At 61.4% G+C, this 12,089-nt stretch carries 10 protein-coding genes; 5 read left to right on the top strand and 5 right to left on the bottom strand.

Going from position 1 to position 12,089, the window contains the following annotated elements:
* The first annotated feature begins 1 nt into the window (after position 1).
* The 3 genes from glmS to K3J57_RS08535 are packed head-to-tail and all read left to right on the top strand — an operon-like array spanning position 2 to position 3,167.
* Complete coding sequence (glmS, locus tag K3J57_RS08525; RefSeq protein WP_259795408.1) at positions 2-1,822, top strand: glutamine--fructose-6-phosphate transaminase (isomerizing); 1,821 nt, start codon at positions 2-4, stop codon at positions 1,820-1,822.
* 29 nt (positions 1,823-1,851) lie between these two features.
* Entirely contained in the window at positions 1,852-2,400 is a 549-nt protein-coding gene (locus K3J57_RS08530; RefSeq protein ID WP_259795410.1) for a pyridoxamine 5'-phosphate oxidase family protein, read from the top strand.
* A complete protein-coding gene (locus K3J57_RS08535; protein WP_259795411.1) occupies positions 2,397-3,167 on the top strand; it encodes a DNA alkylation repair protein in 771 nt (256 codons plus the stop codon). The genes K3J57_RS08530 and K3J57_RS08535 overlap by 4 nt, the downstream gene beginning before the upstream one ends.
* 81 nt (positions 3,168-3,248) lie before the next feature.
* Here the strand turns inward: K3J57_RS08535 and K3J57_RS08540 are convergent, their stop codons facing one another.
* Positions 3,249-4,886 carry an AMP-binding protein gene (locus K3J57_RS08540; protein WP_259795413.1) on the bottom strand — a complete coding sequence of 546 codons (1,638 nt, stop codon included), beginning with the start codon at positions 4,884-4,886 and terminating at the stop codon, positions 3,249-3,251.
* Positions 4,886-5,209 carry a D-galactarate dehydratase gene (locus K3J57_RS08545; protein WP_259783586.1) on the bottom strand — a complete coding sequence of 108 codons (324 nt, stop codon included), beginning with the start codon at positions 5,207-5,209 and terminating at the stop codon, positions 4,886-4,888. Before K3J57_RS08545 ends, K3J57_RS08540 begins: the two co-directional genes overlap by 1 nt.
* 249 nt (positions 5,210-5,458) lie before the next feature.
* Between K3J57_RS08545 and moaA the strand changes: the two genes are divergently transcribed.
* Positions 5,459-6,502, top strand: a complete 1,044-nt coding sequence (gene moaA, locus K3J57_RS08550; RefSeq protein ID WP_259790750.1) for a GTP 3',8-cyclase MoaA — start codon at positions 5,459-5,461, stop codon at positions 6,500-6,502.
* 265 nt (positions 6,503-6,767) lie between these two features.
* Here moaA and K3J57_RS08555 read toward each other — a convergent pair whose 3' ends face one another.
* Together K3J57_RS08555 and K3J57_RS08560 are read right to left on the bottom strand one after the other, a co-directional pair.
* Positions 6,768-7,931, bottom strand: coding sequence for a M20 aminoacylase family protein (locus tag K3J57_RS08555; protein WP_259790751.1), 1,164 nt, complete (start codon positions 7,929-7,931; stop codon positions 6,768-6,770).
* A gap of 38 nt (positions 7,932-7,969) precedes the next feature.
* Positions 7,970-9,322 carry an NAD(P)/FAD-dependent oxidoreductase gene (locus K3J57_RS08560; protein WP_259795417.1) on the bottom strand — a complete coding sequence of 451 codons (1,353 nt, stop codon included), beginning with the start codon at positions 9,320-9,322 and terminating at the stop codon, positions 7,970-7,972.
* Positions 9,323-9,725: 403 nt separating this feature from the next.
* On the opposite strand from K3J57_RS08560, the gene K3J57_RS08565 reads away from it, so the two are divergent.
* Positions 9,726-10,808, top strand: a complete 1,083-nt coding sequence (locus tag K3J57_RS08565; protein WP_259795419.1) for a YeeE/YedE thiosulfate transporter family protein — start codon at positions 9,726-9,728, stop codon at positions 10,806-10,808.
* On the opposite strand, the gene K3J57_RS08570 is transcribed toward K3J57_RS08565, so the two are convergent.
* The gene (locus K3J57_RS08570; RefSeq protein ID WP_259795421.1) at positions 10,741-12,021 is read right to left on the bottom strand and encodes a DUF3422 family protein; all 1,281 of its coding nucleotides are present in this window, start codon (positions 12,019-12,021) and stop codon (positions 10,741-10,743) included. The two genes, K3J57_RS08565 and K3J57_RS08570, sit on opposite strands and share 68 nt — an antisense overlap.
* Positions 12,022-12,089: the final 68 nt, after the last annotated feature.

Raw genomic sequence — 12,089 nt, forward strand, 5'->3', positions numbered from 1 at the left:
CATGTGCGGAATTGTAGGAGTTCTTGGCAATCACGAAGCCGCCCCGATCCTGGTCGAAGCGCTGAAGCGGCTGGAATATCGCGGCTATGACAGTGCGGGCATTGCAACGGTAAACGACGAGGGGGCTCTGGCCCGTCGCCGCACCGTGGGCAAACTGGTGAACCTGTCGGACCATCTGGTGCATCATCCACTGGCCGGTAAATCCGGCATTGGCCACACCCGCTGGGCCACCCATGGCGCCCCGACCACCGACAATGCCCACCCCCATCGCGCGGGCACCGTGGCGGTGGTCCATAACGGGATCATCGAGAACTTCCGCGAACTGCGCGCGGAACTCGCCGCTGAAGGGATCCATTTCTGCACGGAGACCGACACCGAAACTGTCGCCCTGATGACCCAAAGCCGGATCGACAAAGGGGCCAGCCCGGTTGACGCCGTGCGCGCCACGCTGGCCCGGCTGGAGGGCGCTTTTGCCCTCTGCTTCCTGTTTGAGGGCCATGACAACCTGATGATCGCCGCGCGCAAGGGCAGCCCGCTGGCCATTGGCCATGGGGATGGCGAGATGTTTGTGGGATCAGATGCCATTGCGCTGGCCCCGATGACCGACCGGGTCACCTATCTGGAAGAAGGCGACTGGGCCGTGATCACCCGCGCAGGCGCCGAGATCTTCGACGCGGAAAACCGCCAGACCAACCGCCCGATGAAACAGGTCCGGATGGATGCAACCATGGCCGAAAAAGGCGGCTACAAACACTATATGGCCAAGGAAATCGCCCAACAGCCCACCGTGGTTGGTGAGGTCATTTCGGCCTATGCGAAAAATGGCCAGATCACCATGGAGCTTGAGGGGGTGGATTTCGCCGCCATCGACCGGCTGTCAATTGTCGCCTGCGGCACGGCCTATTATGCTGGTCTGACCGCAAAATACTGGTTCGAGCACTATGCCCGCCTGCCCGTGGACATCGACGTGGCGTCCGAGTTCCGTTACCGCGAAGCCCCGTTCAGCCCACGCACGGCAGCGCTGTTTGTCAGCCAGTCCGGTGAAACCGCCGATACGCTGGCGGCCCTGCGCTATGCCAAGGGCAAGGCCGATCATATCCTCAGCCTGATCAATATGCCCGAAAGCTCGATTGCGCGCGAAAGTGACGTGGCGGTGGAAATCCATGCCGGTGTCGAAGTCTCAGTCGCCTCGACAAAAGCCTTCACCGCACAGCTGACCTGCTTTGCCCTGATGGCCCTGAAAGCGGCCCATGCGCGTGGACATCTGAGCGCGGACGGGCTTTCCGCCAAGCTGGCCGAGCTGCGCCAATTGCCCGGCCTCATGTCCGCCGCCCTGTCGATTGATGAAGAGACCCGCAGGATCTCCTCCAAACTGGCCGAAGCGCGGGACGTGCTGTTTCTGGGGCGCGGCCAGATGTTCCCCCTGGCTCTGGAAGGCGCGCTGAAACTCAAGGAAATCAGCTATATCCACGCAGAAGGCTATGCCTCGGGTGAGCTGAAACACGGCCCGATTGCGCTTGTGGATCAGCACACGCCGATCGTGGTGATGGCCCCCCATGACGGCCTTTTCGACAAGACCGTGTCGAACATGCAAGAGGTGATGGCCCGTGGTGGCCGGGTGCTTCTGGTCTCAGACGCGCGCGCGGCCCAAAGCTCGGGCGATGGCGTCTGGAACGCAATCACCATGCCCGAAGCGCCCGAACTTCTGCAACCGATCCTTTATGCGATCCCCGCGCAGCTGCTGGCCTATCACACCGCTATTGCCAAAGGCACCGATGTGGATCAGCCGCGCAATCTTGCCAAATCCGTAACGGTGGAGTAACGCCGCCGATCAATCCCGAAAGGATCCCCATGGCCAAGCAGTTTGACCGGATCGACGACAGCCACCGCAGCTTCATCGAAGCGCAGCCGATGTTTTTCACAGGCACAGCCGCGCCGGACGGGCGGGTCAATGTCTCGCCCAAGGGGATGGACAGCCTGCGCGTTCTGGGACCAAACCGGATCCTCTGGCTGAATTACACCGGGTCGGGAAATGAAACTGCCGGACATCTGCGCGCCGCAAACCGGATGACCGTGATGTGGTGCAGTTTTGCAGCGCGCCCGCTGATCCTGCGCGCCTATGGCACGGCGCGGGCCATCCACCCGCGCGACACGGATTGGGCAGAGCAGGCGGCCCTGTTTGGGACCCCGTTTGGCGCACGCCAGATTTATGACATGCATGTCGAAATGGTGCAGACCTCCTGCGGCTATGCGGTGCCCGAGATGGAGTTGACCCGCCAGCGCGACACGCTTATCACCGCGCTTCACGCCAAAGGGGAGGATCTGACCCCCTATTGGTCCGAGAAGAACACCACCACAATTGACGGAATGCCCACCGGTATTCTGGGAGATGACAAATGATCCTTGAGGATGCCCTGAATGCCATGCGCGCCCATGCCGACCCGCAACGGGCGGTCGAAAGCGCGGCCTATCACAAGCAGACCCGCGAGGTGCTGGGTGTTTCAAATCCTGTGCTGAACGATCTGACCAAAACCTGGCGTCAGGCGCTGAGCGTAGAGGAGCGCGTGACGCTTGCAGGCGCATTGTGGAACAGCAATATTTTCGAAGCCCGGATTGCTGCTGCCAAGCTGCTGACACAGGCGCGTATCCGCCCTGATCAGGCCGTATGGGACCTGATCCAGAGCTGGGTGCCACAGTTTGACAGCTGGGCCATTGCCGATCACGCCTGCATGGCGGGGCAAAAACGCCTGGTGGCGGACCCGTCCCGCCTGAACGAGGTCGAGGAGTGGGTGCGCGCAGCCCCTTGGCCCGATACGCTCTGGATCCGGCGTGCTGCCCTCGTGATCACCTTGCCCTGGACCAAACAGAACCACCCCAAACCCGAAGAAGAGGCTGCCCGTGAGCGCATCCTGGGATGGGTCGCAGAATGTGCCACGCTGAAACACGGGGCCATGCAAAAGGCGGTGGCCTGGTGGCTGCGCGACCTGTCGAAACATGACGCCGCCCGCGTGCGCACGTTTTTGATGGATCACGGGCCGATCATGAAACCCTTTGCGGTGAAAGAAGCCGGGCGCCATATCGGCTTTACGGTTGCGGACCTGCCGGAACCTGCCCCGGAACCCGCCATTACGCCGGACCTTTCAGACGAAAGCCCCGCGCAGGAATAAAGCCCTGTGAAAAAATAAGGACAGCCGGGGAATGTTCCCCGGCCTTCATCGCAGTTCTCAATTCAGTTCTCGGCGCGGTTCTCACCGCAGCTCTCGGCGCATGATCTTCCCGGTGGCAGTCATGGGCAGGTTTGTGACAAATTCCACCAGCCGCGGCGCCACATGCGGGCTGATCCGTGCCTTGACCAGTTCCACCAGCTCGTCATCCTTACCAGCCGGGTCCACCCCGTCACGCAATACAACCACCGCCTTGACCACCTCCGTGCGCAGCGGATCCGGCACCCCAACCACAGCCGCCATCACCACGTCAGGATGTGCCATCAGACAGTTTTCGATCTCGGACGGGCCAATCCGATAGCCTGCCGAGGTGATCACGTCATCATCGCGCGAGGCAAAGGTGAAGTAGCCCTCGCCATCCCGGGTCGCCAGATCCCCCGTGCGCATCCAGGCCCCGGTGAATTTCTGTTTCGTCTTCTCCGGCAGGTTCCAATAGCGCAGGAACATGACCGGGTCCGGTGCGCGCACGGCAATTTCGCCCATTTCCCCCGGCGCACATTCGCGCCCGCTGGCATCCAGAACCGTCACCTCATGCCCCGGAATGGCCTGCCCCATCGCCCCCGGCTTGACCTGCATCGCCCCCGCGACGGAGGAAATCACAAGGTTGCATTCGGTCTGGCCGTAAAACTCGTTCAGTTCGACCCCCAGCACATCACGCGCCCAGCCAAGCAGTTCCGCCCCGAGGCTCTCCCCTCCTGTTCCGATCGAGCGGATATGCACCCCGTCAGGCGGGGCCTCGGACTGGCGCATCAGTTTCAATGCTGTTGGCGGCAGGAACAGGTTGCGGATCTTATGATCAGCGATCATCCGATAGGCCACACCCGCATCGAATTTACGCATCCTGTGACTGACAATCGGCACGCCGAAATAAAGAAACGGAATGGCCAGATCCATCAGCCCACCGATCCAGGCCCAGTCGGCCGGGGTCCAGCCCTTGTCGCCCGGTTGCGGGAAATCGGGATTGAACGTCTCGACGCAGGGCAGATGCCCCAGCAAAAAGCGATGCGCATGCAGCACCCCTTTGGGGGGGCCGGTGGTACCCGAGGTGTAGATCATCAGCGCAGGATCTTCTGCCAGCGTGTGCTCCCGCTCCGTCAAGGGGGACGCCTTGGTGATCTCAGCATGGAAATCCAGCACGTCACCGCCCGCGCCATCCACCAAGAACACCTGCTCCAACCCCGGCAACCCGGCGCGGATCTCCGTGATTTTCGCAAGGTTTGCACGGTCCGTCACCACCACCTTTGCACCGCTATCCGACAGGCGATAGGCCAGCGCATCCGCACCGAACAGCGTAAAGAGTGGCAAGATCACCGCGCCGATTTTATAGGCGGCAAAATGGCTGATCAGCACATCAGGCCCCTGCCCCAAAAGCACCGCAACCCGATCTCCTTTCTGCACGCCGGACGCCCTGAGCACATTGGCGAAACGATCAGAAAGCGCGCTCAACTGGCCATAGGTCCAGTCCTCCACCTGCCCATCCTGTGCCACATGGGTCAGCGCCACGCGGCTGGGATCAATGTCCGCCCAACTGTCGCAACAGCGTTCGGCAATGTTGAAATAGTCGGGAATGTCCCAGCGAAACGCTGCACGCATCTCGTCCCATTGGCCCCAGCCGGTCACGGTTTTCCGCGCCCGCCCTTCGGCCAGCCACGTCTGATCCATCACAGGTCTGACACCTCAACCTCATGTAGCCCCGCAAGAGGAAGGTCCAGCAGGCGCAGCGCCGACAGGGAAAGCCGACTGCCGCCTCCCGCAGGCCCGGGGATCGGGCGCAACTCCACCTTGACCGTGCGCCCGGTCTGCTTGGACGTCACCCGCCCCTCCTGCACCGATTTCACCAGCGGGGTTTCCAGCCAGAAACCCGGCTGAGCAACATCCCCCAGCGTGGCGATTGTGCTGCCCAACCGGGCATTGGACACGGGGGCGGCGGCCACGGCTTCTTGCCGGGCCTCATTGCTGGCCGTGTCAAATTGTTCAACAGTCACAGCCCCTTGAGGTGGAGGCGGCAAATCCGTAACAGCACCAGACTCGGATGAATTTGCATCCGAAACCGGGGGCGCGGGCGGGTTTTTCTTCACCTCAAACTCAGCACAACCAGATAAAATCAACACAAAAGCGGGTATGGAAATCAATTGTTTCATACTGCGAAGCGTGACGCAAAATTGATCGTGGATCAATGGGGATTTGCCTGTCCAACCCTTGCATCCCCCAAGGTCGAAGCATAGGGTCACGCCATGAAAACGCCGAACGACATGACCACTTCGTCTTCCGCCAATGCGCCGCGCCTGGTTGATCCCTTTCAGCGACCGGTCACCTATCTGCGCCTGTCCGTGACCGACCGTTGTGATTTCCGCTGCACCTACTGCATGTCTGAACACATGACGTTCCTGCCGAAAAAGGACCTGCTGACCCTGGAAGAGCTGGACCGGATCTGCACCGCTTTCATCGGGCTGGGGGTGACAAAACTGCGCATCACCGGGGGCGAACCCCTGGTGCGCCGGGGCATCATGGAATTTTTCCGCGCCATGTCACGCCACCTGGACAGCGGCGCCCTGAAGGAACTCACCCTTACCACCAACGGATCCCAACTACACCGTTTCGCGGACGAGCTTTACGCCTGCGGTGTGCGCCGCGTGAATGTTTCTCTCGATACGCTGGACGAAGACAAATTCGCCAAAATCACCCGGTGGGGTCGGCTGCCACAGGTCTTGCGCGGCATTGAAGCGGCCCAGAAGGCTGGGCTGCGCGTGAAAATCAACGCCGTGGCAGTGAAAGATTTCAACCAGGAAGAACTGTTCGACCTGACCCGCTTCTGCGCCGAACGCGATATGGACCTGACCTTTATTGAAGTGATGCCAATGGGGGACATGGACGAGGTCGCCCGCCTCGGCCAGTTCTGGTCCCTCACCGATCTGCGCAACGAATTGGCCACCCGCTACACACTCACCGATCTGGGTGACAACACCGGCGGCCCGGCGCGCTATATGCGGGTCGAAGAAACCGGGCAGAAAATCGGCCTGATCCAACCGCTCAGCCATAATTTCTGCGAAAGCTGCAACCGGGTCAGGATGAGCTGCACCGGGCAGCTTTATACCTGCCTTGGCCATGACGGCATGACCGACCTGCGCGCCCCGCTACGCGAAAACAATGATGACGCCCATCTGATCGAGGCGATCCACGCTGCCATCGCCCGCAAACCCAAAGGCCATGATTTCGACTATTCACGCCAGAAAGTCAGCGGCCAGACCCAGCGACACATGAGCCATACCGGCGGCTAAAACGTCTTTGCTTACAACCGGGGACGAGGAAAACCGAAACCCCGCAAAAGACCTCAATCTCGTGGGGCTGACAAAAGAAATACGTCCCTCAGATCCCTCCAGGAACACGTTCCTCCCCGGCCAGTTGCCCGATGCCCGCCCCCTTCCCCTTGCTTCAAATATCCTGGGGGAGCCGAAGGCGGGGGCAACGCCCCCAAACAGGCTCACAACGTGAGCCACCAACAGCGCGTCCAAAGCGCAAACTTGGGCGCCCTTTGCCCTGACATCACCCAATCGGCATGCGCTGCTCAGCTATCTCCGCCCACCAGCTGCACCCGGCCGGGATCACCTCGTCGTTGAAATTATAGGCGGGATGGTGCACGGCGGCCGTGTCTCCATTGCCCACAAGGATATAGGCGCCCGGGCGCTCTTCCAGCATGAAGGCGAAATCTTCTCCTCCCATGACCAGCGGCGCCTCATCACAGCTCCCCGACACGCTGCGGGCCACGTCTGCGGCAAACTCAGTCTGCGCTTCATGGTTCACCATCACCGGGTAATTGCGATCGTATTCCACCCGGGCACATCCCCCGAACGTGGTGGCTATTCCTTCGCAGATGGCTGTGATCCGGTCCTGCGCCAGATCCCGGACCTCCTCTGACAGGGTCCGGGTTGTGCCCTTGATCACAACCTGTTGCGGGATGACATTGAAGGCGGTCGACGACGTCTCGAACGAGGTGACAGAGACCACAAGCTGATCGACAGGATTGGCATTGCGCGCCGCAATGGTCTGCAGCGCCACCACAGCCTGCGCCGCCATCACGGTCGGATCCACCGTGGTATGCGGCTTGGCAGCATGCCCGCCCTTGCCCTCGAACGTCACTTTCCACACATCGGTTGCCGCAAAAAACGGCCCCGGGCGGATCGCGAAACTGCCCGTGGGCACACCGGGCCAATTATGCATGCCATAGACTTCCTGAATGCCGAAACGCGCCATCATCCCGTCATCACACATTTCCTTGCCCCCACCGCCGCCTTCTTCGGCGGGCTGAAAGATCACCACCAGCGTCCCGTCAAAGTTCCGGGTCTCCGCCAGGTATTTCGCCGCCCCCAGCAGCATCGCCGTATGGCCGTCATGGCCGCAGGCATGCATTGCACCGGGGGTTTTCGAGGCATAATCCAGCCCGGTCTCTTCGTGAATGGGCAGCGCATCCATATCGGCGCGCAGACCAATCACCTTGCCGGAGGCTGTCTTGCGCCCCTTGATGACCCCGACCACACCGGTGCGCCCAATGCCCGTGACCACTTCATCGCAGCCGAACTCCGCCAGCTTATCCGCCACGATCTGCGCCGTGCGATGGGTGTCGAACAGGATCTCGGGATGGGCGTGAAAATCACGTCGCCAGGCGGTGATTTCACCCTGCAGCTCGGCAAATCTGTTCTTGATGGGCATATCGCCGTCCTTTCCGGCCCGCTCAGGGCGCAAACTGATTATAACGCGGGGCCAAGCTCTAACGGTGCCCCTTCCGAGAACCGCGAAAAGCGGAAGCGTGAGATATCATGCCCCGGCGCGCGCCCCTGCACAAGATCCGCCACGATCCGACCAAAGCCGGGACCGATGCCAAACCCGTGGCCACTCATGCCTGTGGCCAGGATCACCCCCGGAAGATCCTGCACCGCATCCACGATCGGCACCACATCCGGCATGGCGTCAATCATCCCCGCCCAGGCGCGTTCCAGCCCGACCTCTCCCAGATCCGGGAACAGGGTGGCAAACCCACGGGCCAGCGCCTCCACCTTGCCAAGATGTGGGCGGGGGTTCAGAACCCGCACCCGTTCAAAAGGACTGACCTCATCGTCACGCCAGCGCCGCGGTGTGGTCCAGGCATCCGGGTATCCGTTTGGCGCTGCGGGCAGATAGCGGGTGCCAAAGGGATCCTGTTTTACCAGGGGCCAGAAGGCGCGACAGGCCCGGACCGCATCAGGACCAATCATGAATTCGTGAAACCCACCCGGCGCAAGCGTATAGCCCCCATCGGCACGCCTGCGAAACGACACCGGACCGCCCCCCGTGGCGGCAAAACTGGCAACCTCTGGTAAGGGTTTGGTCTGGGCCACAGTTGCGCGCACGGCCAGTTGCGGGATCGTCACCCCATGGCGACGCAGAAACAACGAGGACCATGCCCCGGCCGCCAGCACCACCTGACGTGACTTTATGATGTGCCCCCGTTCCGTCAGGACACCCGTGACCTTTCCGCCTGACCGATCAAGCCCGCGCACCGCGCAATTCTCAACGATACAAACCCCTTCCCGCGCTGCCAGTCGCGCCAGAGCAGGCACCGCGAGAAAAGGTTCAGCGCGCATGTCGGTCTCGGTCCACAGGGCCGAATGAAACCGTGTCCGGGCCCCTCGCATCAGGTCAGCCGTGGCATCCCCATTCAAAAGGCGCGTGGACAGGCCATGTTCTTTTGCAACGGCCAGAAACGGCAGGAACTCCTGCTCCTCCTGCGGATTGGCTGCAAGATAGGCCACGCCGGACTGCCTGAGGCCAATATCCGTGTCCAGCTGAGCGGCCAGTTCCTGCCAGAGCTGTTGCGCATGGCAGGCAATCGGAACTTCGGCGTGATCACGGCCCTGAACCCGGATCCAGCCCCAGTTGCGCCCGCTTTGTTCCCCCGCGACACGACCTTTCTCAAGCACAACAACCTTGAGCCCGTCACGGGCGGCAAAAAGCGCGGTTGTGATACCGATCACGCCGCCGCCGATGACCACCAGATCGGCGGCTTTCGGCAACGGGTTCTCATGCACGACAGGAGAGATGTCGGCGATCGGGAACGGCTTCATGTAACATCCCTTCTCTGATCACTTTGGCCAAACGGAGTTCCTGTATCGGCACGCTAAAGCGTTTCGGGATAAACTTGAAACACCTGATTGTTCCGAAACACTCACAACATTGAGATTTCTTACCGCGACATCCGGTCCTGAAAAGAACTGAACTACCGGGACACCCTATCCTGCTTGTTGCAGCGACCAAACCGGATGCAAAAAAGGGAGATCTGACCGACACATTGGCAGGTTCCCAAACAGCGGCCCATGTGACGGCGGCTGTCGCGAGAGGGCAATCTTCAACCAATCCCATTTGCAGAATATTTTCCCCCAAACCGCACCTGTTCGAAAACAATCTCTTCTTGCACCGGGTCAACCAACCCCTCATTGGAAACACATTCCAATAAGCGGAGATGTGAAGATGTTCGAAACCCTTGTCATTGAGGGGCTGGGTCTTGAAGAGCTGAGCCCGCGCACGGCTTCTGTCTGGTTTGGGCTGGCCCTCGGGGTCGGCTTTGGCACCCTTGCTTTTGCGACCGGGTTTTGCCTGCGTCGCGGGCTGGTGGGCGCCCCATCCGAGCGCCTCTCGGCGATGACCACATGGCTTTGGGTCCTGTCAATCGCCCTTATTGGCACGCAGGCACTTGGCTGGATCGGCGTGATCGAGGTCACCAAACATCGGCTGCTCTCGGCCCAGCTGCCCCTGTTGCAAACCGGGCTGGGGGGGGCGCTGTTTGGCGCGGGGATGGTTTTGACGCGGGGGTGCCTGTCGCGGCTGACGGTGCTGTCCGGCAGCGGCAATCTGCGGGCGTTGACGGTGCTTGGCGTGGCGGCCCTTGTGGCACTTGCGACCCAGAAAGGTGTGCTTGCCCCGCTGCGAATGGCCCTGGCCGGATATGAGATCGAGGTGTCACGCCTGCCGCAGCTTTTCACCTTTCTGCCCCTGCTGATCACGCTTTTCCTGCTTATCCGAACCCGGCTTTCGGCCTCGCAACTTGTCCTTTCGGCCCTGCTTGGTGTGCTGGTTCCGCTCGGCTGGCTCGGCACGGGGCTTTTGCTTCAGGACGAGTTTGACCCGATTGCCGTCGATAGCCTGTCTTTCACCGGTCCCTGGGCCGACAGCCTGTTCTGGTCCGTCGCCTCATCGTCGATCACTGCTGGGTTTGGCACCGGCCTGATTGGCGGTGTCATTCTTGGCGGGCTTGTCCTGTCGCTGATCACCCGCCGTTTTCAATGGCAGGGGTTTGAACACCCCGCCCAGATGGGGCGGTATCTGGTTGGCGGGGCGTTGATGGGGTTTGGCGGCGTGCTGGCAGGCGGCTGCACCGTGGGGGCAGGCCTGTCGGGCCTCGCGATCCTGTCGACCACGGCCCTGTTCGCTTTGGCGGCGATCATCACCGGCGCGCTGATCATGGACCGTGTGGTCCTGCGCGCCGTCAATGCTCGATCGAGTGGCGGATCCGGCGCACCATCACCCAAACCAGCGCCACAACCGGCAGCGTAAGCCCCGCGGTCAGCATCCCCTTGGAAATCCCCAACCAACTGGCAAGCGGATAAGCAAAATAGCTGGCCAGCGAAACCGCGTAATAGCTGATCGCCACCACCGACAGCCCCTCGACCGTTTCTTGCAGCCGCAGCTGCAATTGCGCCCGCTTGTCCATGCTTTCCAGCAACGCCTGGTTCTGCGCAGAGCGTTCGACATCAACACGGGTACGCAACAGGTCCCCCGCCCGCTTGGCCCGCTGCGCCATGGCGGTCAGCTGGCGTTCCGCACTTTCCACCGTGCGCATCGCAGGATCATAGCGGCGCATCATGAATTCCTGCCAGGTCTGGCGCCCCTCAAACCGTTCTTCGCGCAACACTTCGATACGTTGATCAACAATGGCGCGATAGGCCTGGGTGGCACCGAACCGGAACGACGTTCTGGCCATCAGATCTTCCAGCTCCGCCGAGATCGACAAAAGCTCATCCAGGGTCGAGGCCGCATCACCCCCCTGACCCATTTTCTGCACCAGCCGGGACAGCTCTCCATCCAGCGCGCCGAGGCGGGAATGCAGGTTGCGCGCGCGCGTCAGACCAAACATGGACATCGACTTATAGGTCTCAATCTCGCAAATCCGCTGCACGATACGGCCGATGCGCCGACGTCCTGTTCCGGGGGCCGTAAACACGGAAAACCGCATATGACCCGCCGGGTCGATGCGAAAATCCCCCATCAGGATCGCCGCCCGGTCGAGCACCCAGCTGACCGCCACGCTTTCCGCAACAAACCATTCGGAGATCGCCTTGCACATCTCTTCCTTCGGAGGCTGTTCCTGGATCTGGATCAGGGCAGACGTAACCCGGACACCCGGCGCGCGCGCCACCCAATCATCTGGAAACACGTCAAATTTCGAGGGATCAAAGGGCCGATCTGCCAGCCCGTCCATGAAAACCGTGTAGGTCACGAACTCGGTATGGCTTTCCCATTTCAGGTGATGACGGCCAATCTGCCCGTAATAATGGCTGGCATTGGGCTGCGGATGCGGGGCGCCGTGGCGATCCAAAAGCTCGATCAGATGCGCACGATCCGCATCCCGGTCGCGGCTGGCCGCATCCGAACCGGGTTTCACCGCAAGATAGGCCGCAACGGCAGGGGCCTGAACCGGCGGGAAAGGCCGGGCATGTAGTTCATTGGCCAGACCATAGCGGTCCGGGTGATCTGCTAATGGAAACATCGCACGCTTCTCCTTCTGCCCCGGCGATGTCGTTACATCCGCATCAGGGCAACCTCCTGAACCGAAGC

This window comes from Aliiroseovarius crassostreae (assembly GCF_025137635.1).
GTDB classification, from domain to species: domain Bacteria; phylum Pseudomonadota; class Alphaproteobacteria; order Rhodobacterales; family Rhodobacteraceae; genus Aliiroseovarius; species Aliiroseovarius crassostreae.